Genomic DNA, 21,022 nt, shown 5'->3' with positions numbered 1-21,022 from the left:
TAATATCTGAGATAGTGAGAATAATGGAAAATCAATATGTAGGATATCTTTTAGTTTAATAATTGCGTATAAATTTACAAACAAAACTAAAAAAAATAAGAAAGAGCGCTTATCATAAAACGATAACAGTTTGAGTATTTTCTTTAACATGTTGGATCATTCCCCATTTGTTTTTAATGATTATACCAAAGAAATAGTGGTACATCCCGATATTTTATAGGTTAAGTTGGACTGGAATGACAACCTTGTTTTTTCAAAAATTATAAGGGGTCATGAAAACTTCGTGCTATTGCTCCGGTTGCCTTGACATAGAGCCTCCTCGAATCTGATGATATTTGGCAGAAGCTCAATCATAAGTGTTTGAGCTGTCTACCCACCAGTAATCACATCCGGGCTCATTATCAAGAGGATGCTTCGCCAATCTCTGGTGACGATAAGCCAATGGTAAAAGAAAGACCTCAGATGTTCAAATAAGAACAATCAGAAAATATGAGTCCCAAAATATTGAATAAAAGAGATATAGCTCAAAAAAATCTGTTGCAAAGAATTTCATTCTAAATACTGCAACAGCTGATGATTTAAAGCTAGTTAAAGAATGGCTGGATAAGGCTGAAAAACAACTTAATACATAAAAAAATGGAGAGCTGGAAATCAGCCCTCCTTTTCTATTATCTATAGTATTTTCATGCTACTTCTTTCTATTCTTCTTTTTCAGTAACAGTTCCATTTCTTTAATTACTAATCTCTAATATTTCCTTTTGACATAAATTTTTCCATTCTTTATTTTATATATCTTTTTTTGGGAATCCATGGAAATTCTCAACTCATTAATATCAGTATTTGTGTCTTTAAGAAATTCTCTGATTGCTCCATTAAAAAAAGCTGGCTTCATTTTACATAAGAATAAAATAACGAGAATTATATAGAGACTATTATTGGAAAACAAGTATTTTAAATCTCTTTTAGATGGAGAAAAATCATACTTTAACCAGATGGAAAGAAAACTAGCTATCAAACAAGTTAAAAGATAGGCTCCCATTGCTAGTATCCAATATTTTCTATAGGTAGCATTTAATTTCTTATACATCCTTCTCACCACTATATGAGATTATAAAATACAACAAGCAAAGTATAAAGAATTAAAATAACAGTCTCTTTGAATTCTTATCCTATACCCCAAGGACTTTAACATAATCATCAAGTAATCTTTCATTATTAACAGTCGGATCAATGATCTCTCTAAACTCTCCCTGAGACTTCATAACTAGCTCTGCAAGTTTCATCTCTGTGCCTTCATTAGCCCCTGAGTTATTCAAAGTCTTTCTGATAAAAGCTAAACTTGTTAGCATCACACCCATAGTATTTATTGGTGTGAGTGTTAGCCTTTTTTGCCCTTCTTATTTCCAAATGAAACGGAGGGTTAGGTATGGGAAAAGACGTACGTGATCAATAAGCAGGGGAGATAGTACATTATTTCGCTCTGTTCTTACCTCAGTCAGAAAGAGGGAAGGAAGATTAACCTAAATATGAGTTTAGGTTCTAACACATAGAAAAAAGACTAGCCAAGCTAGTCTCAAAATAGTTAATTATAAAGCGGCTGCATAGTTGGCCACTTTTGATAGAAAATCTTTTCTTTTTCTTTCGTCGGTATTGCGAAGAAAGGGTAAAGTAATCGATCGAGTCGTCTTAATGCCACACATTTTTAGTACTTGCTTTTTAAGAACCTTGTTATAGTCTTGCTGAAAAATTTTGGCGTACATGTTGGGTGTGTCGTGAGTCGTCACTATAGTGGCAGTTTTATTCGGCAATAAAGCGATAGGCAAGACCCCTTTATATTCATAGGCAAAGCCTTTAACAAATACTCTATCAATATATCCTTTAAGTATTGCTGGCATCCCACTCCACCAAATTGGATAGATAAAGATCACATGATCCGCCCATATTAAATCATCTCGATACTCTTTTGTGGATACATTTTCCTTTAAGTCTCTGCGTCTATTGTTTTCGTCAAAATGAAGTACAGGATCAAAATTTTCTTTATATAAATCAAGAATTTTAACCGTATGCTTGGACGATATATTCTGTTTGAAAGAGTCTAAAATTGCGTAATTAAAGCTCTTCACGTTGGGATGGGAATAACCAACTAAAATATTCATGAAATTCTCCTAATGTTTTTACTAAGTTTAAAATAGTAGGGACGAATAATCAATCATACTTTAGTCTTAAAGCCTTTGTTATCGGACGAACCAACATAGATCCAGAAGCTGGAGCTGTCATGTAGAAAATAAAAAAGCTATTTGTTCAAAAACAAATAGCAATTAACTGGGAATAGAATTCTAGATAGAATCATATAAATTCAAAAAGCGATCGCCTCGTAAAATTTGATTGTATCATCTGCAGACATAAACTCATTGTCGTAGCATTTTTTTTATATAAATTTCGTATCCCAAACTATGTGCTACTTTTACAGTAGTATCTATAAAAAACTGTGTTTGTGCCCCACATATTTCTATGGATTTAGCAAATCATTGATTGTAGTAGGTTTTCAGTTCATCCCAAGTTATTTCCCCACTATCATCATGAGAAATAACTACACCCAATTTGAAAAGATGCAAACCCTGAGTTGCACTATTACTTATATTAGTAATTTTTAAGCGAACCCACCCTTCGGCATTTGGAACAGCATTTTCAGTATAACCAATATCTCTATTGCGGAATCCTATGCGACTAGTTTTATCTATAAAATCTTCACTAGTATATTTGTAATAATCATCTTCCGGATCAAAGTGAGGAATGTAATATGAGAACTCACTTCGTATATATGCACTGTGAGAAGACTCTTGTAGTGGAAGTGATGTTATATCTAATTTAAAACGAATATCTCCATTTTCATCTGTTTTAAACTTATAATAAAACTCAGCGGATTCACTATCATCTCGTTTTCCGGTATTCCCTAAAGGAAACCAAGAAACTCTTTTAAATGGATAATCTTCGAATAAGGCATTTTCCGATGAATTCAGAGGTAGGGCATCGACTTCATTGGAAGTTACTGATAACAAACTTGAATTGGAAGGTAAAGTCAAAGGTGTACTTTTAGTTTCAACAGCAGACGCGTCAACAGTTCCCAAAGACAAACAGAAAATTAATCCGAAAAAGAATGAAAGAATAAATTTTTTTCATGTTAGCCCCTCCCGCTAAATTTCTTACAATTCAATTGTAACAGATGACAAGGTACTAAAAGGGTTTTTACCAAAAGCTTGGTTCTTTTTAAGAATATCGGGAATATTCTGACAATTTAGCAAAACAACCAAAAAAGCCACCTCAAAAGAGATGACCTAGCTAAGTAAAATTATAACATATAAGGGGTGGCGATTGTGAGATTCCAATGGCTGAAAGATTATCAAGACTTAGAGGATCAAATCCTTTATTTAAAATGGAACCTTAATAAATCAAGATTAGAGCTTAATCTCTGGGTTTATGGTGATTTGTCAGATGTCAGTTTAGATGAAAACCCTTGATCTTCATCTCTTGAAAAGAGTATCAGTAAAATTGAGATGGAGATCACGCTTCAAGAAAATCAAAGAAATGAGATGATTTCCTTAATCGAAGTTTATCAAGCCTGCAAATAAAAAGTCAATCAGAAATTACTAAAAAATTTGTCTGTTTTGAGAGCATGACAAATAGAACCACCGAAAATCGCTGGTTTTTAATTTAATTCATACGTGCATGGCGCTATTCCATTTTTGGAAATGAAGCTAGGTATTCTTTTACACGTCCGTAGTAGACACGCAAGAATTTATTTGATCCAGCGGTCATATAGACATAATAAGGTTTTCCTTCTGCTCTCTTTTTAGAAATGAACGTGTATACAGGATCGTCTTCTGGGGAATTTTTAACTAAAGTATTCATGACTTGAAAAAGAGTCTTTCGAAGCTGTGCAGAGCCACGCTTAGAGGTGCGAACACCCTTTTGATTATAAGTGCCAGATTGATTCACACCAGGATCGACACCCGCAAAAGCAGTTAATGCTCCTCTGCGAGAGAAACGACTAATGTCGCCAATTTCTGCTATAAGCTGAGGACCTAATGACGCTCCAACACCTTTCATGGACATGACTACAGGATATTCCGGCAATTGTGAAGCCAGTTGGTCCATTTGTAAACGAAGTTGTTCAACGGTTTTGGAAAGAGTATTTAATTGCTCAATTGCCTGCATAATAAGCAATTTAGTCATTTTATCTTTGGGTAAAATAGCAACTAATTCTTTGGATGATTTAAGAAGTTGTTCAGGTTTATTTGGTTGAAAGTCATATCCGTTACGCTTACAAAATTTTCGATACCGTTCGGTAAATGCGTTCAAGGACATATTTCGAACACAATCAACATGCCAAAAAGTTGTAACAAAATCAACCCATTTTTGACTTCCGTTGGATCGTGCCGGACTAGAGAAAAACGTATTGGCTCCAGGGAAAGTTTGATCCAAAAGAGAAATGAGATTATTTTTAATGGCAGTTTTATTCTTCGTATAAAAATCAAATTGACGGTTCAGGGTCTTTAATTGATCTCTTTGCTTATCCACAAGATTGTACTGTCGCAGGTCGTTCCAGTTGTCAAGCGCGTAGCGAGCGATCTTAATAGCGTCTTTTTTATCAGATTTTACTTTACGTAAAGTGTTATTTCCAAAATCTTTAACGAGTTTGGGATTTACTACACTGACATAAAAGCCTGCGTCAGAAAGCCAATGTGCAACAGGTTCGTGATAGCGCCCTGTGTATTCCATGACGATCCTGATGTCTCCTTCTAGCTTTAAAAGAGAATGAATCAACTCATTAATATCACTAGAAGTATGGCTGATCTCGCGAGGACTCAAAACAACTTCACCGAAGGGACGGATAATCGAAATAACGCTTTTACCTTTAGAAACATCAACACCTACTGCGTTCAAAATAATCCTCTCCTTAAAAATTATTGCAATGAAATGCCAGCATTAGCACATTGCCGATTCAATCTACTGGGGGTGACACGAACGTACTGGAAAACAGCAGTTCAACCTGCATAAAACGAACGCTGTGAATGAGCAGCTGGTTGACAGACTTGATAGCGGACGTGATAGTCCAAGGAGGTTTTACGCCTGACCATTGCTTTCTCATTCTAACAGCTTAAGCAACATGATAGATAAAAGGGATTACTTAAGTTAGTCCCTTATAACCTATAAATATATTGTAGTAGGAGGTTTTATGAATACAAACAATACATGTGATTTTCAAATAGGGCGATTAGACGGAGAGAAATATGTAATCATGCAGAACTTTCAATCGATGGCTGAGTTTTGGAAACGGAATAACGGTGGCATTACGGTTCAATACACTTTAAGCTTCCAAAAATTGGATATGCCTGACACAGATGCAACGTTTCTGAGAGAAATCTTTACTACGGGAGGACGGCGAATGAAGACAATCAAACATAAAGTTTATAAGCATGGAAGTTATCTTTACGCCTTAAAAGGTGCAGGTTTCGAATCATTAAGTATTGATTCAGAAATTAAAAAAATGGAGAAGCTACATCAAATCGCTCCATCAAGTACGACTATAGAAAAAGTGAAATTAAACGATAATCAGCTAGGTTTACTAAAAGATATAGAAATGATGTGGACGCAACGAGAACAACATGAACTGTCTTACAAAACCGCAGCGGTTTTTGAAGTATTAAATTCTGATTTTGAATATGAAGTTTATGGAAATGATATTGACGAGGTAGTGAAGATTTTCATTGGAATTTAGTTCCGTGATCCACGCCATTGAGGAGAGGAAATCAAATGATCAAACTAATTATTTTATCGATTATTTCATCAGGAATCGTTTCATTTCTTATGATGAAATTTCAAATGAGGATGATTGAGAAATGGATGGATAGGTCTTTTGAAGAAGAAACTAAGCGAATAAAAAGCTACCTGTCTAAAGACAAATAGCGCAAAAGTTTTTACCAAAAGGAGTAATTCTAATTAGTCCTTTTTGGATTTCAGGTCCGGATAAAACTGGTACCCTATCGGCATCGATATTCGATGAGGGGAATTCGACGGCAACTCTACGGATTTCATCGTATTCATTGTTTAGTCTCTTTATTTCTTGATCAAGAAGATGATACTCTTCCGTTTCTTTAAAAATGTCGTAAATACCCTCTTTAATTTTTAGTTCTTGGTAGGTTATTTCACATAAACCTAATCTTGAGAGGTTATCTAAAGAGGGGCTAATACGACTTTGAGGAATCGACTTCTCGTTTCCTAAGAATAGGTTGGAGAATACCACATCATATCCGCCAGTGCTATAGTTCTTTTTAAGTGAACAAATAAGGGCTTCGTTTTCTGTTGTATGAATAGATAGCAGATTTTCTGCATCCAAGGGAGTCAGCTGTTTGATAATTTCAACATACGACGAATGGACGATGTCTTCTTTAGATGAATCCATAGAGGATGCAATTAATTTTGCGAACATGATTCTCAAAGGTTCGTCCTCAATGTAATATTTCGATGCTTCAAGGGCAGGACCCAATATTTTTAGTTCAGGTTCTTTTAAATTAGCAGGATCAATTTTTGATGCTTCTTCTAGTAGAGAAGTTTTATATGCGTCAATATTAGCGTTCTGTTTAGCGCGAAGCATCTCGGCCTTTTCACTCGATGTGTGACCGAAATTAATGTACCACCAGTCTTCAACAGTTTGAATTGGACCTTTGAATAGACCTGCAGAGGCTGCACCTCCTAACATTCCTGAAATAATCGGAAAAAATGAAGAAGGATCCATAATTTCAACTCCTTATTAATAGTTTAAATGAATTATATATGAAAACAGGTTACAAAAAAAGAAAATCTACATTAACTCATTCAATTGTAGAAAAGTATCTGTCAGCAACAGTTGAAAAAGCTGCTAAACATTATGATGTTACAATAAAATCCGATTCGATAGATTTCATATTTCCATATTGGCTGTTGTAAATATCTTGCGCCATATTTCCAGATCCTTTCTTAATTCGCATTATCGCCCTGAGCCGTAAAGGCGTACTATGCTTATCATGTAAGGATAGAAAAACTTTTACCATCCCATTTAATACAAATAATATCGACATTTTTGATTTTAGGTTTTGTTCGCAACATTTCTTTTGAAAACAAATACTGCAATGTTTTAATAGTAAAAGCATGAGTAACGATCAGGACGTTTGGATTATTCAAGTGAATAAAATTATCAGCTGTATCTTTGAGAAAACTTTCCAATCTATCCGTAATCATATGAAACGGTTCAACCATCCCTGTTATGTCGGATTTATAAATAACCTCATGAACTTCTGGCAGACGAAAATTAAGTTCTGAAAAATCATTTTGTATCTGTAATTCATTCATCATACTGGAAATGAACTTATCATTATTTTCTGCTTCCCAGCAGCCCAAACACCACTCACGGAGCCTTGAATCAGTAATAACTTGCAGTTCATTTTGCCCCTGTGCAGTTAATATGGTTTTTGCAGTTTGTAAAGCTCTGGATGTATCACTTGAAAATGCAGCCGAAAATTGGATATTTTTCAGTTGCAGTCCTAATTGTGTGGCTGTTTGGATTCCTCTTTCAGTTAATGGAGAATCTGCCCAACCTTGTGCTTTATTTAATCGGTTAAGTAATGTTTCCCCATGTCGAGTAACGTAGAAAGTAACTGTTGAATTCATGTTTTATCCTCCGAAATAAACCTATGTAATCGCTTCACCTTATCGGCAATAGTCGAACCAAGAAATTACTAGCATTATAGCAAAACCACTCGCTCAGAACAACGCTGTAGGAAGAAGTAATGTTGACGAAAGGGGAGTTTAAAAAAGAACTACAGGAAGTAAGGTCAAGAAAATTTGCCTACATTGAAAGCACGACAAAGCTGGGGAAAAAGAGAAAAGAGATTGAAGAATATGTTCAAAAGATCCGGTAATAGAAGCTATGACGGAAAAAGACTGCCGCATTTTAAAACGGCAGTCTAAAGGCTAGTGGGGAAGCTAATTTGTCAGTTAGTTACCTAGCCCTATGTCTATTAACTAGACTATTTCATTGTAGCAAGAGTATGTTGGCAGTTTCAAACGCGAACGGTAGTAATGAGGAAATTTTTGCAATGAAACTAAAAGAATTAATTGAGCAACATACAGTAAGAATTGTCTACTGTGGTAATTGTGAGTGTGGAGAGAGAAAGTATGATTTGATTACAGATCATAATCTTGCTTATCCACCATTTCATGAGTCGACTATTAGGGATGTGAAACCGGAGTTGTTGGAGGGGAAGGTAAATGAAAAAGCAAATCGAAATTCAAAATAGAAATGTAAAAACATTACCTGATTTGATCAAGGATAATCCTGACCTAAGAATCATGCCTATGGTTGAAAGTGAGATTGTTATTAGTGATGACTTCTCAAGTTTGCTGGGATCGTTTGGAATAACGGAGAACGAATCTATTTTAAAATCTCATGATGAAGAAGAATTGGTACAAGATGTACTAGATGATATACCAGCAGAAATAAATGACAAGATAGCTGATAAAACGGCGACAGAGGCTGTTAAAAATTACGAATGGGAAAAGGCGAATATTGTTGCCAGCGGTGGTAAAGCCGATAGATGGCGGCTCCAGTCTTGGGATATCTGTAGTTGAAACGGAGCAGAATTTGAAAATTGCGGTAAAAGAGGCGATTCATTACTCGAATCATCCTAGAATAATAATAGAAGATAAAATAGAAGGAAGAGATTTTTCTGTAGGAATACTTGGAAATCAAGTTCTGCCGGTAATTGAAATGATCCCTAAAACAGGCTTCTATGATTATCAAAATAAATATCAAAAGGGGCGAACGGAAGGGATTGTTCCTGCAAAAATAGATTATAAGTTAGCAGACCAGCTCAACGTTTTAGCAGTGAAACTTCATAAGATATTAGGGTTGTCAGTTTGTTCGAGAACAGATTTTTTAGTGGATAAAAACAATCGTATTTTTGCGACTGAAATCAATTCTTTGCCAAGTATGACCTTGAATAGTTCGTTTTCACAGGCTGCCGGGGCCATGGGGCTTGGGTTTAGTGAATTGTGTGAATGCATTATTAAAGAATCGTTGAAAAAATATGAAAAATAGGCTGTGTTGAAAGGAATACGAAGGAGCTGCAACAAGCTGGAGTTTTGGAAAATGGAGGAAAGAAAATGAATGTAGTAATTGGTTTGGGACTGTTCCTACTTGGAGGATTTATTGGAGTAGCAGTAATGTGTTTAGTACAGGTTGGAAGGTCTGATAGCAAAGAGAAACGGGAGTTGCGGGAATAGTGTGAAAAGGAATTACACGTCAGTATGACAAAAAGAAACTCTTATACGAATCGTTCATTTTTTAAAAGAATGTGGTGAGAAAAATGGAAAAGAATATAGGATTGAGGATGTTTTCATCTGAAGATGCACTGAAAAAAGAAGTTAAAGGCCTGATCGAGTCATTAGAATACAGTGCTGAAGAAACGAAGGCGATTTATTTCCAACAGCTGGGTCAATGTGAAAGTTACTCCGAATTGCAGGAGTTGATAAGTGTGATTGAGATTGGGGAACAACAGCTACGTGAAATAGAACGATCATTGTTCCAAGCGTTAGAAACTTATGTCTGGAGGATCAATGAATTTAAGTGTTTGCCGATGAATGATAAAACGCAGTGGGTTGAAAAAATAGTCGCCTGCGATTTTCCGGAAAACATGGCTGATGTATTCAGTAAAGCACTAGCGGCAGAAAAAGAAGCGAGTAAAAATATACGAGAAGCAAGCAGGGCAGTTTATGACGGCTGGACGATCTCAATAGACTATCAGCTATGAATCGGCTTAGTTTAATAGTGGAATTTAAATAACTTTTGTTATGCGGTGGGATCTCACAAGAAAGTATATTTGAGTCTAACACTAAGGAAGAGAAAAACAAATTGAATCGTCAAACCAATCAAATCTTTATTGAAAATGAAAGGAAGTTTTTTATTCGTAATTAACCCAATTTTTTTAGGAGGTATAAGAAATTTGGACAGTTGAAATGACTATTCTTATGAATTTTCACGTTAAAATAAAGTGAGTTATTTTTGAGTGATGTCAGTTTTAATGAGATGTGGCTAGCAAATGATCCGTCCAGAAGAAATGTTCAGAAAATTTGTACGATATAGTGATCATAAGGAGAGAAAGCTAATGAAAAAAAATGCAGGGAAATTATTGGTTGTCTTAATGTTGATACTCCGGTTTTTACCAGTCACTGAATTGAGTCTGGCTGCTACCACTGAGCCGGAGCCATTGCAAAATCAGCAGTCTACTATGACGAAGCCGTTGAAGGAAGCTGTGCCCGTTTCCAGTACCAGCAGCTCTTCGGTGTCTAGCGCATCAAAAATAAGTGAGATTAGCCAAACAAATCAGTCAGCTGCAAGCTCTTCTGATAAAACAACGATTTCAATATCTAAATCACAGTTGTCAGCGAAGACAGTATCCTCAACTTCTGCATCGATGGAGCCAAAGAAGAGACTGGCAAAAGCTGAGCAACCAACAATCACGATTGATTATGAACAAGAGTCATTGACAGGCTTTGATGCGGGTGCGGAATATAGCTTAAGTTATGACTCGACTACTGTTCCAATTAACGGAGCTGTCGACTATCCGATAGCAGAAGTGATGATGGGGAAAACGTTGACGATCATTCGAAAAGGGGATGGCGGCTCCATAGAGGATAGCGAGGCACAGCTGCTCACACTTCCCAAGCGTCCAGTTGTTACTTCTAGTTATGTACGTGTTTCAGATGAGAGTTCCCTTGGAGCCAATGACGGAAGTTTAGGCGCTATGGGTGCAGATATGGAATATCGGTTAAAAGGGGATGGAGAATGGTTAGTTTTACCTCACTACACAACAGGCACAGGTCCACTGGCCCCGGGAGATTACGAAATCAGGTTTAAGGCAGTCCAATCAAAGAACCAATTCAAAAGTTTGACTTATATCCAAAAGATTAAGGCCGGAATTGATCGAGAAGAAATCCCTAAGGTAACGATTGATTATGAAAAAGAAACCTTGGAGGGCTTTGATCCTGCTGGAAAATATGAAGTGAAATACGATGCGAGTACGCAGTTTACAGTGGATGGGGAGACGAGCCTCAAAATCACAGATGGTACAAATGGCACGACCAATATGTTTAGTAAGGTTTGGAAAATTACCAAAAAGAACACGGATAGTACTAGACCTGACAGTGTCGAGCAAAAGTTAACTATTAAAGCACGTCAACAAATGATGAATAATTGGGTAACCGCAAAAGACGAAACGGCTAAAGATAAAAATGATGGACAGTTGACTAGCATTTATGCTGATAGAGAATATCGCATGGTCGGCGATCAAGAGTGGATACGAGGAAATGCGAACAATTCACTTGTTACCGGACTTAAACCAGGAGAGTATGAGATTCGAATAGCGGCAAGTAATGCCAATCAACAGTTTGTTAGCAATATCATTAAAAAGACGATCAATCCAGGAATTGCGAGAGAAGAAATGCCAAATATCACGATTGATTATCAAAAAGAACTGTTAGAAGGCTTTGATTCTAGTGGGAAATATGAATTACGCTTTGGTGAAAAGGCGATACCTGTGTCAAGTGAAACTGCGCATAAAATCACTGAAGAAATGTTTGGCAAAGGCTGGAAAATTGTTCGATTGGGTGATGGGAGCACTACACAGGATAGTGAAGCACAATCATTAACGATTGCCTGGCGACCAGCATTTTTCGAATCCCATCTGTATCCACAACATGAAAGCGTGAAGGGAGCAAATGATGGTGTTTTAGCGTCCTCTACTAGAGATACGGAATATCGGAAAAAAGGGGAGATGGCTTGGATCGCTATGGATACTTCTACTGGCGAATCCGGTCCACTTGCTCCGGGAACCTATGAAATTAGGCGTAAAGCAGATCAAGCTACTGGGAAATTCAATAGTGTGATTCTTGAATGTACGATTTTGCCAGGTTTGGCAAGAGAAGAAAGACCGAATATTACGGTTGATTATGAGGAAGAGCGACTAGAAGGATTTGACGTAGCGGCGTCTTATAAAATCTCCTTTAATCAGGATGTTGTACTTGTCACTGGAGCGGCAACTTTTAAGATTCCGGAAGAAATGCTTTTAAATAGGGTGTGGAAGGTTGTCAAAGAAGGCGATGGTCAGAACACGCAGGATAGCGAACCGCAAGACTTATTAATCAAATCACGGCCATTTTTATCAGAGACATCGATCAAGGCAGAAGATGAGACAGAAAAAGATAGGCATGATGGGAAATTAACCGGTGTTAGTTTAGATCGAGAATATCGAATGCTTGGGGATACAGATTGGAACAAAGGCAGTTCCAATGGACAGGTCGGGGGACTTAAGCCGGGAGATTATGAGATTCGATATGCACCGAGTAATGCAAGTGAAAAATTTGCCAGCAATATTGTAACGAAAACAATCGAAGCGGGACTAATAACAGAAGAGACACCGGAATTTGCTATTGATTATGAAAAAGAACTACTAACGAATTTGGATCCAACGGCTACTTATGAATTAAAGGTGGTTGATACATTCCCACCTCATACTGAAACAGGAGAATCTTTTACTATCGCATCAGGGAGCAGCACCTATCAGATAAAGGATGACATGCTAGGCAAGAGATGGTTCATTATCAGAAAAGCTCGTTCAAGCGAATACAACGACAGCGTTGAACAAAGTATTTATTTGGATAAACGTTGGACTATCAACGTTACAACCTTTACGGCCATTAAAGAAACTCAACCTGGCGTAAAAGACGGCAAGCTGAAAAATATTTTCAAAAACGCTCATTATCGTAAAAAGGGAGAAATGCCATGGCTTGAGGGCGCAACTAATGGAACGATTGAAAATTTAGAAGAAACAGTGTATGAAATTCAATATAAAGCAGATGCTGGTCAACGGATGTTCGCTAGTAAGATTGTTGAAGTGGATCTTGCTCAAGGGCTGATTCAGAAGATCAAACCAGCAATTAAAATAGATTATGAACGAGAGGTGCTCTATGATTATTTACCAAATGAGCAATACAAGACTGCCTCTTATGTCGTAGATCATTGGATAAATGCGCCGCAACCTAAAAATCTAGAAGTGCCAATAACGGAAGAAATGTTTGAAACATGGACGTATATCAATATTGAAGGACAGTCGGGAGTTTCCGTTTCAAGTGATATACAGAAGTTTGTCATTCCAGCACGGCAAACGATTGATGAAAAAAACATTTCAGTTGAAAATGAAAGTTATATGGGAGCAGAAGATGGGCGATTGACTGGTATCTTTCCAACAATGGAATACCGAAAATCTGGAACCAACACTTGGCATAAAGGAACTGTGGACGGGATCATCAAGGATCTATCTGTTGGAAGCTATGAAGTTCGATTAGCAAGTAGTAACACAGCACAAAAATTTGCGAGTCTGTCCATCAATAAGCAGATCAAGGCAGGCATTCCTAAAGCGGAAACACCGCAACTCAGTGTTAATTATGAAGAGGAAATGCTTGATGGGTTGGATGAGTCAGCAGAGTATCAAATTACTGTCGAGAGCAAAAATTATCCTGTTAAGGCAATGAAAAGCTATGCTCTTCTTCCAGAAATGTTTGGCAAAACCATTTCAATCGTTCGCCTTGGAGATGGCAAGAATCGTTTGACTAGTGATCCACAGCAACTAACAATCAAAGCTCGTCCAACCTTTGACGAAAAAGCCATACAAGTAGTCAATGAGAGTAGTAAGAATAAGAAGGATGGTCAGCTAAAAGGATTAACTGCGGACATGGAATACCGCAAAGTTGGCGACACGGCATGGCATCGAGGAACACAAGATGGGGTAATTTCAAATTTAGCCTCTGGAACTTATGAAATTCGTCTCGCGAGCAGTAATGACGATCAGCGATTTGCAAGTGAAAGTATTGAAAAGACTATCAAGACGGATACCGAGAATAAGACTCCAGTTATACCAGATGATCGGACAACGAAGCCTTCTAGTGAAAAACCGGTTATAAAGCCAACAACAAAGCCGATACCAAAGTCAGTCAATGCACCAAAAACAACCAGAGTATCTAGCACTAAGACGCTGCTTAAAGCAGGTGATGAAAAGTCTATTACTGTGACTCTAATTGGGATGGGAATGTTGACAGGATTAGCTCTCTATTGGAGGAAACGTCAAAAAAAATATTAGGATCATAATAATTTGATTCTAATAGAAACTATCGGTATTGATCGGGCTGTAATCAAATCAGGTGATTCTCTCAATAGCTGAGGGGAGAGCCTGATTTTTTACATGAGAATAGTGAATAGAATTGTAAGCGTCATATACCAAGGTGTACTTAAAAGCCCAGCGTCCAACCTATAGAATAGGGAGAACGCTGGGCTTCTCTAAAGTTTGCTAATAGCTTGCACGACAATCCGCTTGGACTGTTTGATTCCACGGTAAATAAGCTGCTAGCGCAGTTTTTGTTACACTTGACAGGTTGGGGATTTGTTCGAATAAGTAGGATAACCTTCGGACAAAAAATCGTCCAGGTAATCTGAGGTTCAACGTTTACCATGGAACTCAGTTTTTTTAGGTTGAGGCGAAAGCATAGAAATTTTAAGATAAATTTGATAATTGGTATTTTAAATGTATTTCTTATTGATGAAACTGTGTTAGAATGAACTAAGAGATTTGATAATCGAATAAAAAATGCTGAAAAGACAATCTGTAAAGAATAGTAGGTGAGGACATGCCAATAAAACTAAAACAAGTAATAATTGAAAATGTAAAAAATGTGGAGTATGGAGAGATTCTTTTTAAAGAGAAAGAAAAGTTTCTAAATGTTGTAGGTATTTATGGGCAGAATGGTTCTGGAAAGACGACTCTAGTGGATGTACTTGAAATAATAAGAAAGCTCATTCTAAACGACTCGCTCAATGAGTTAGATTCTGGGATGCTAAATGCATCAGATGCTACGATTACGATTACAATTGAAGACGTAGATAATAGAATAATACGTTATATTCTTGTTTTGAGGAAAGTGGTAAAAGAGAATCAAGAAGTTATTCAAGTTCAAAAAGAGGAAATTCAAACAAGAATCCTTGAAAAGTATAAACCAACTAAGACAGTTGCTATCTTCAATAGGGACTCCGATGAATTGGTTTCTTTTAATATTAATGAAGCTCCTGCTAGCAAGGATGCATTGAATGTTATTCTTGATGTGATTACTGAGAATAAATCATCATTTCTTTTTAGCTCCAGTTTTATCAAACTTATAAGTGAAAAGGAAAAATTGAATGAATTACTTGAGTCAATAAACATACTTAAAGCTTTTTCTGACAATTTACGTATTTACACAAGCGAATATGCTGGACTGATATCCGCAAATATCTTTGCACCAGTAGGCGTTCATTTCAAAATGGGTGATGCTAATATACACGGTATCCTGCCTTTTCGATTAAGGGGCCCAGAAAGCTATGTTCCAAAGCGTATGTTAACAACGTATGAAAATGTTATTCGTCAAATGAACATCATCCTTCCAGAGATTATTCCAGGACTTTCTCTAAGCATGATTCAAAAGGATACTCGAGTAAATCAAAAAGGTGAAGAAGAGGTACAATTAGGATTTCTTTCTAATCGAGGAGAAAAACGCTTTTCATTGGTTTACGAATCAGATGGTATTAAGAAAATTATTGGATTGGTCAGCTATCTTATTGAGGTTTACAATAACCCCAGCATAATAGCAGTGATTGATGAGCTGGATTCCGGGGTCTATGAGTATCTATTGGGCGAAATAATTTCCGTGATGTCTACAGGTGCAAAAGGTCAATTGATATTCACCTCCCATAATTTGAGAGTCCTAGAAGTATTGGAAACGAATAAAATTATTGCTTCGACCTCTAATCCGATGAACCGATATATTAAGTTGAGACATGTGAAAGAATCAAATAATCTTCGAGATTTGTACTTGCGTACGATTCAATTGGGGGGACAAAAGGAAGAGCTTTACCAAGGGAAGAGTTCAGCTGATTTAAGGATTGCTTTCATGAAGGCAGGTAAGATGGTTGACTAAAAAGAAAAAGGTAATTGTGTTGATTGTTGAAGGAATTACTGATGAAATGGTAATGAATCCTATTAATAAGTTAATAGAAAACCATCAATTATTTGTAAAAGTGATTCATGGAGATGTATATTCGAATATATGGAATCAAAATAAACCGGCAAAAACTATCGTTGGAGAAATCATGAAACAAGTGAAGCAAGAAACAAAATTTAACGATAGTGATATAGAAATGGTTTTACAACTTATCGATACTGATGGAATTTTCTTAGAAAAAGATTGTTTTATTGTAAAAGAGCAAGCGGTAGTAGGTGCGAAAACATACGCCTATGATTTGGATGAAAGTAAAGTAATTTTGAGATCTGAAAAAGATAAGACACGACTTCATGAGATTTGGGATAGAAAGAAGAAACTTATTCTCCCGTTGATTGGAGGAATAACCTATGGCAAATCAAAAATTCCATTCACTCTATATTATAATTCGTTAAATTTGGATCATGTCATTGCAGATAAAATTTTGTTGGATTATGAAAAGGAAGAGAATGCTTTAGATTTTATTGTTAACCTTAACGACGACGTAGAAGCATTTAAGAGATTCTTTCGGGAAAAGTGTCCATACGATAGCTTCAAAGAGTCTTGGAAAAAGATTCAAGAAGAAACTCGATGGAATACTTCAAAATCAAATGTGATCTTTTTAATTCAGGAGATCATTCTAAAAGAGAAAGAAGCGACAAAAGAATAATGTCTTATTAGTCTGCTTAACTTAAATTCGGCAAATGAAATTCAGAATTAGAAAGACCGCTGTCCAATCGTTCTATACACTATTTTTTGAGATGTGTTAAAAAAATCTGCAATAAACCAGAGTTTCTATACTTGGAACTCTGGTTTTTTAGTTCATTGCAGTGATCAATAGTAGTTGTTGTCTTGAATGATGAAATAATCGTGTCGATTAGTATGAGCAGTAGAATATAATAAAGGCAAGCAACTTTTTTCACTAAGGGGAGTAGTGATGCCTAAACTATTAACCGCTGACGATGAAAAATAAATCGTAAAGCTATTAAAGTTTTATTTGGAAATCAGGTTATTCTCTCAATAGTTGAAGGAAAGCCTGATTTTTTATATAAAAGCAGTGAAAAGTTTTTTGTCTACTTATAATTAAATGATTTCTTCGGTAAGCGCCGGGCCAACTGAGAATCTAGATGACATTTAGCTCGATTGCTATCCTACAATCAGGAGAAAGTCGTTTTTCAATTATTTCACTTTTTTGACCGCTGACTGTACAAGAAAGGTACAAATCCAGATACTCTGTTGTAAGAACAGGCACATTTTGTAATACCTCAAATAGATATAGAGATTTTCCAAGTAAACATTTTTTAGAAAAAAGTCTCAAATTTCATTTTTCTTGATTATTGAATTCTGTTTCCGATAGTTTAGCGGTGTTATGCCAACAATATTTTTGAATATCTTCTGAAAATAGCTTTGATTCGAAAATGAAAGTTGATCAGAAATTTCAGAAATCGACAATTCTGTCAAAACTAATTTTTTCTGAGCGTCTTCTATTTTTTTTTCATTGATATAGTGAGGTAAATTTTTTCCTGTAACTTTTTTAAACTTTGAAGAAAGATATTCAGGAGAATATCCAATATTTTGGGCTATATCTGCGATTGATAATTTATCTCTAAAATTGTCCGCAACATAGTTTAAACATTTATTGATCTCTACATCAGCAATTTGATTTAAATTATTTCGTGAGATTTTTAGCAGCTTTACACGTTTGCAATAGTCGTTAACCATTGTATAACATATCGTTTTTAAATCATCAAAAGAATTGGTTTTTTCAATTTTTTTAATATAAAGGCCTCCCAATCTATAACATATGTCAGAATCTATACCTGCAGATATGGCAGCCCTTAGCGTTAAGGAGTTTAGTATAATAACAGCATTTTTATAGTGACGTAAAGAATTAGGACCTAGCTTCCCTAGGTTATCTGAGAAGCTCTCTAGCAAAGAGTTCATAGCATCGATATCGCCTTCCCGAACGCAATAATAGAGCTGAGCTTCATAGTTAATAGAATTAGTATGCTCTTTTAAATATACATTTTCACTATCAAATTCAATTACTTGTTTTTGAATGACTTCTAGAAGGCTTGTATCAATGTTTCTAGTTAATAAATTCTGTGGATAAATAATTTCTTGATTAATAAAACAATTCGCAGTACAAATCATATTTAGAAAACTTTCTAAAGGAATATAGGGTATGTTGAATGAACTATTAAGCAAGTCATTTTTATTCCCACTCCACTTATTACTCATCTTAGAAAGTAACTTATTCAGATCTTCTTCTGAAGACAAACTTATTGAAGCCGGACCAATAATAATCTCCAAATCCTTCACTGAAGATCTCAAATATCCAATTATCAGAAAATCTTCTGTTATAAAAAAATCAACTAGCTTTTCTTTTTTGAAATATGAGAGTAAATTAGCGTGACTATTTTTGAATGGAAAATTAGTAAAAATAATTTCGTTTTCCTCCAGAATAGTATAAGAAATTTGTTGAGTCTTTGATTGTAAATCAAAAAAATGAATGATCACGTCATTGTCTAGGTTCAAAAAATCATCTCCTTCATTTGAATAGTATAATATTTTCCTATAAATCACAAGAATGCGTTTTCAAATTATGATATTCTTTGTTCACAGTTTTAGAAAAGGGAGATGTTCTATTTGGAGGAAGTACAAATTAAAAATCAAAATGAAGAAAAATTGCCTATAGGTAAATTTTTTGCGTGGAAAGGTAGGGATATTTCGCTATCAGGACTGCAGGTAATTGTTTTAGGGTATTTGTTATTATTTTGTACGGATGTTTTACATTTGTCGCCAGCATTTGTTGGTACTTTATTAATGGTAAGCAAGATAATAAATGCAGTAACCAATCTATTTGCCGGTTATTTAGTAGATAATACGAATACTCGGTTTGGAAGAGGTCGGCCATATGAATTTGCGGTAATTGGGGCTTGGTTATGTACGATCCTATTATTTAGTTGTCCGCCTGAATGGTCGACAAATGTAAAAGCAATTTGGGTTGTGATTATGTATTTTTTCATTTTTTCAATATTTAACTCGTTGCTATTTGCAGCACAAACACCGTATATGGTCAGAGCATTTCCTTCTCGCTCGCAGGTGATAAAAGTATCATCTTACGGTGGTGTAATTTCTATGCTGGGATCTATGATTGTCAGCATAACTTTTCCAATTATGATGGGACGATTAGCATCCTCTGGCGATGGCTGGAGTGCTCTAATTTTAATTTATGCGATCCCTTTAGGTTTGATCGGTATTTTACGATTGATTTTTGTTAAAGAGGATACATCATTAGATGCTGGTGATGCTGGACAAAAACTAAGTGTTAAAGAAATTGGACAAATGTTTAAGAAAAATAAATACATTTGGATATATGCGGCCATTATGGGGTTATTCAATGTCATACAAGGTATGAATGTCTCTGCCCAATATTTTACTTATGTTGTTGGTAATATTTCTCTTCAAGGAATCATGGGAATGGTATCAATGATAATGCTACCTATAATGTTCATTTTTCCGAAACTGATGAAAAAAATGAGCGTAGCAAATTTGATTCAAGCTGCAACGATACTTTCTGGCTTGGGATATGTTGTGAATTTTTTCGCGAAAGACAATATTCCTATGCTAATTGTAGGTAGTATTTTAGTTAGTTTAGTAATGCTACCTTTATCGTACTTAGGAAACGTGATTATTATGAATTTAGCCACATACAATGAATCTTTAGGTTTAAAAAGAATGGAGGGTAGTACCAATGTAAGTGTTGGATTTGTTGGTCAAGTATTTAATGGAATTGGAACTGGGTTAATTGGAATTTTACTTGGTGTTGCAGGCTATGTTGGAGGAAATCCTGAACAATCTGTGAAAACACTATTAATGATAAGAAGTATTTATGCATTAATTCCATTGGGATGTATGATTGGAATATTTTTCTTTGCATGGAGATTAGGTGGTCTGGAAAAATTACTTTCACAATTAGAGCAAAATAAAAAAATAAAAGAGTAGGAAGAAAATGGTATATAAATCAATTCAACAATTCCAGCTTAGGCAGGAGTTTGGTTCGGAAAAACAAGCACTCGCTGTTCTAAATAAAGCTAGAGAGCTAGGATTTGAGCAAATCGAACTCAATGGTTTTATGTTACAGAAAATGTCACTAGGGGTTCGTGGGTTACTTAGAATTTCTGGGATGCCACTTGGAAAAGCGGGAAATTTAAACTGGAAAGAATTAATTAGTGAGAGTGGCCTTGGAGTAACTAGTATTCATCAATATTTCAACGGATTAGAAAAAGAACCAGAGAAAAGTATCGAGGAGGCAAGAAACTTTGGAACTAATAATATAGTTTTAACTGGTCTTCAAAAATTTGATTTTAGTAGTTTAGACAATGTTCTGGCTCTATGTGAATCTCTAAATAAAATTGGTGAACGATTGTCGAAAGACAAGATAAATTTTTTATATCATAACCATAATTGTGAGTTTCTTAAAGTTGATAATGAAAAAACTGCGTTTGATATTATTCTGGAAGAAACTGACAAACGTTATGTTGCTTTTGAATTTGATTCATATTGGCCAGCTGAAGCAGGATGCGACATAACCAAGTTAATGAATCAGATTGGTGAACGGTTGAAACTTTATCACATTAATGACAGAGGGAATCGACCCTCAGGCCGGACAACGTCAATTTTGAAATCGGATAGCATAGAATTGGGCTACGGAAACATGAATTTAGAAAAATACATTGAGATTGCGCTATCAAATAATGTTGAGGCAATCGTATTAGAAACGACTAAAAATTGGATTAACAATAGCGGCATTCAGTCGATGGAATTAAGTGCGCGTTTTATGAATAAATATGTTCGTTAG

The 21,022-nt window shown here is 35.7% G+C and carries 19 protein-coding genes and 1 pseudogene; 12 read left to right on the top strand and 8 right to left on the bottom strand.

Annotated features, from left to right (window positions below; genetic code table 11):
- Positions 1-745: 745 nt before the first annotated feature.
- From IGI67_RS24600 to IGI67_RS24580, 5 genes and pseudogenes are all read right to left on the bottom strand, one after another.
- Positions 746-1,087, bottom strand: a complete 342-nt coding sequence (locus IGI67_RS24600; protein WP_429959699.1) for a hypothetical protein — start codon at positions 1,085-1,087, stop codon at positions 746-748.
- A 499-nt stretch (positions 1,088-1,586) separates the two neighbouring features.
- On the bottom strand, positions 1,587-2,156 hold the full coding sequence (locus IGI67_RS24595) for an NAD(P)H-dependent oxidoreductase (RefSeq protein ID WP_207110201.1): 570 nt from the start codon (positions 2,154-2,156) through the stop codon (positions 1,587-1,589).
- Positions 2,157-2,356: 200 nt separating this feature from the next.
- Positions 2,357-2,516 (bottom strand): annotated as a pseudogene (locus IGI67_RS24590) (cysteine hydrolase family protein); the annotation flags it as partial.
- 9 nt (positions 2,517-2,525) lie between these two features.
- Positions 2,526-3,134: a hypothetical protein gene (locus IGI67_RS24585; RefSeq protein WP_429959698.1), complete on the bottom strand. Its 609-nt coding sequence runs from the start codon at positions 3,132-3,134 to the stop codon at positions 2,526-2,528.
- 598 nt (positions 3,135-3,732) lie between these two features.
- Entirely contained in the window at positions 3,733-4,944 is a 1,212-nt protein-coding gene (locus IGI67_RS24580; protein ID WP_429958075.1) for an IS110 family transposase, read from the bottom strand.
- Positions 4,945-5,236: 292 nt separating this feature from the next.
- Here IGI67_RS24580 and IGI67_RS24575 point away from each other — a divergent pair, with 292 nt between their 5' ends.
- Both IGI67_RS24575 and IGI67_RS24570 read left to right on the top strand, forming a co-directional pair.
- The gene (locus IGI67_RS24575; protein WP_242550247.1) at positions 5,237-5,779 is read left to right on the top strand and encodes a hypothetical protein; all 543 of its coding nucleotides are present in this window, start codon (positions 5,237-5,239) and stop codon (positions 5,777-5,779) included.
- Positions 5,780-5,814: 35 nt separating this feature from the next.
- Complete coding sequence (locus IGI67_RS24570) at positions 5,815-5,967, top strand: hypothetical protein (protein WP_429959697.1); 153 nt, start codon at positions 5,815-5,817, stop codon at positions 5,965-5,967.
- Here IGI67_RS24570 and IGI67_RS24565 read toward each other — a convergent pair.
- On the bottom strand, positions 5,954-6,796 hold the full coding sequence (locus IGI67_RS24565; RefSeq protein WP_207107729.1) for a DUF4393 domain-containing protein: 843 nt from the start codon (positions 6,794-6,796) through the stop codon (positions 5,954-5,956). The two genes, IGI67_RS24570 and IGI67_RS24565, sit on opposite strands and share 14 nt — an antisense overlap.
- Before the next feature lie 266 nt (positions 6,797-7,062).
- Positions 7,063-7,707 (bottom strand): histidine phosphatase family protein, encoded by a 645-nt coding sequence (locus tag IGI67_RS24560; protein WP_207107728.1) that lies wholly within the window; start codon positions 7,705-7,707, stop codon positions 7,063-7,065.
- A gap of 428 nt (positions 7,708-8,135) precedes the next feature.
- Here IGI67_RS24560 and IGI67_RS24555 point away from each other — a divergent pair, with 428 nt between their 5' ends.
- The 8 genes from IGI67_RS24555 (at position 8,136) to IGI67_RS24520 (ending at position 16,828) form a co-directional block, all read left to right on the top strand.
- Positions 8,136-8,336: a hypothetical protein gene (locus IGI67_RS24555; RefSeq protein WP_207107727.1), complete on the top strand. Its 201-nt coding sequence runs from the start codon at positions 8,136-8,138 to the stop codon at positions 8,334-8,336.
- Positions 8,308-8,667: a hypothetical protein gene (locus IGI67_RS24550; RefSeq protein WP_207107726.1), complete on the top strand. Its 360-nt coding sequence runs from the start codon at positions 8,308-8,310 to the stop codon at positions 8,665-8,667. Before IGI67_RS24555 ends, IGI67_RS24550 begins: the two co-directional genes overlap by 29 nt.
- Positions 8,618-9,136 (top strand): D-alanine--D-alanine ligase family protein, encoded by a 519-nt coding sequence (locus IGI67_RS24545; RefSeq protein WP_429959826.1) that lies wholly within the window; start codon positions 8,618-8,620, stop codon positions 9,134-9,136. The genes IGI67_RS24550 and IGI67_RS24545 overlap by 50 nt, the downstream gene beginning before the upstream one ends.
- A 65-nt stretch (positions 9,137-9,201) precedes the next feature.
- Positions 9,202-9,321 (top strand): DUF3789 domain-containing protein, encoded by a 120-nt coding sequence (locus IGI67_RS24540; RefSeq protein WP_429959696.1) that lies wholly within the window; start codon positions 9,202-9,204, stop codon positions 9,319-9,321.
- Between the two features lie 83 nt (positions 9,322-9,404).
- Entirely contained in the window at positions 9,405-9,848 is a 444-nt protein-coding gene (locus tag IGI67_RS24535; protein ID WP_429959695.1) for a hypothetical protein, read from the top strand.
- 354 nt (positions 9,849-10,202) lie between these two features.
- A complete protein-coding gene (locus tag IGI67_RS24530; RefSeq protein WP_429959694.1) occupies positions 10,203-14,231 on the top strand; it encodes an LPXTG cell wall anchor domain-containing protein in 4,029 nt (1,342 codons plus the stop codon).
- Positions 14,232-14,775: 544 nt separating this feature from the next.
- Entirely contained in the window at positions 14,776-16,098 is a 1,323-nt protein-coding gene (locus IGI67_RS24525; RefSeq protein ID WP_429959693.1) for an ATP-binding protein, read from the top strand.
- Positions 16,091-16,828, top strand: coding sequence for a hypothetical protein (locus IGI67_RS24520; protein WP_429959692.1), 738 nt, complete (start codon positions 16,091-16,093; stop codon positions 16,826-16,828). Before IGI67_RS24525 ends, IGI67_RS24520 begins: the two co-directional genes overlap by 8 nt.
- Before the next feature lie 644 nt (positions 16,829-17,472).
- On the opposite strand, the gene IGI67_RS24515 is transcribed toward IGI67_RS24520, so the two are convergent.
- A complete protein-coding gene (locus tag IGI67_RS24515) occupies positions 17,473-18,696 on the bottom strand; it encodes a helix-turn-helix domain-containing protein (protein ID WP_429959691.1) in 1,224 nt (407 codons plus the stop codon).
- A 111-nt stretch (positions 18,697-18,807) separates the two neighbouring features.
- Between IGI67_RS24515 and IGI67_RS24510 the strand changes: the two genes are divergently transcribed.
- Both IGI67_RS24510 and IGI67_RS24505 read left to right on the top strand, forming a co-directional pair.
- Positions 18,808-20,166: an MFS transporter gene (locus tag IGI67_RS24510; protein ID WP_429959690.1), complete on the top strand. Its 1,359-nt coding sequence runs from the start codon at positions 18,808-18,810 to the stop codon at positions 20,164-20,166.
- Between the two features lie 7 nt (positions 20,167-20,173).
- A complete protein-coding gene (locus IGI67_RS24505) occupies positions 20,174-21,022 on the top strand; it encodes a sugar phosphate isomerase/epimerase family protein (protein WP_429959689.1) in 849 nt (282 codons plus the stop codon).

Source organism: Enterococcus sp. AZ196 (assembly GCF_050498845.1).
GTDB lineage: Bacteria > Bacillota > Bacilli > Lactobacillales > Enterococcaceae > Enterococcus_A > Enterococcus_A murrayae.
Note: the sequence above shows the minus strand (reverse complement) of the source record. Positions and strands in the feature narration are given on the sequence as shown.

Excerpts from the sequence above, each read along its gene's own strand:
- IGI67_RS24600 (WP_429959699.1), bottom strand. The coding sequence starts at position 1,087 with ATGTATAAGAAATTAAATGCTACCTATAGAAAATATTGGATACTAGCA.
- IGI67_RS24595 (WP_207110201.1), bottom strand. The coding sequence starts at position 2,156 with ATGAATATTTTAGTTGGTTATTCCCATCCCAACGTGAAGAGCTTTAAT.
- IGI67_RS24575 (WP_242550247.1), top strand. The coding sequence starts at position 5,237 with ATGAATACAAACAATACATGTGATTTTCAAATAGGGCGATTAGACGGA.
- IGI67_RS24570 (WP_429959697.1), top strand. The coding sequence starts at position 5,815 with ATGATCAAACTAATTATTTTATCGATTATTTCATCAGGAATCGTTTCA.
- IGI67_RS24565 (WP_207107729.1), bottom strand. The coding sequence starts at position 6,796 with ATGGATCCTTCTTCATTTTTTCCGATTATTTCAGGAATGTTAGGAGGT.
- IGI67_RS24560 (WP_207107728.1), bottom strand. The coding sequence starts at position 7,707 with ATGAATTCAACAGTTACTTTCTACGTTACTCGACATGGGGAAACATTA.
- IGI67_RS24555 (WP_207107727.1), top strand. The coding sequence starts at position 8,136 with ATGAAACTAAAAGAATTAATTGAGCAACATACAGTAAGAATTGTCTAC.
- IGI67_RS24550 (WP_207107726.1), top strand. The coding sequence starts at position 8,308 with ATGAAAAAGCAAATCGAAATTCAAAATAGAAATGTAAAAACATTACCT.
- IGI67_RS24540 (WP_429959696.1), top strand. The coding sequence starts at position 9,202 with ATGAATGTAGTAATTGGTTTGGGACTGTTCCTACTTGGAGGATTTATT.
- IGI67_RS24535 (WP_429959695.1), top strand. The coding sequence starts at position 9,405 with ATGGAAAAGAATATAGGATTGAGGATGTTTTCATCTGAAGATGCACTG.
- IGI67_RS24530 (WP_429959694.1), top strand. The coding sequence starts at position 10,203 with ATGAAAAAAAATGCAGGGAAATTATTGGTTGTCTTAATGTTGATACTC.
- IGI67_RS24525 (WP_429959693.1), top strand. The coding sequence starts at position 14,776 with ATGCCAATAAAACTAAAACAAGTAATAATTGAAAATGTAAAAAATGTG.
- IGI67_RS24505 (WP_429959689.1), top strand. The coding sequence starts at position 20,174 with ATGGTATATAAATCAATTCAACAATTCCAGCTTAGGCAGGAGTTTGGT.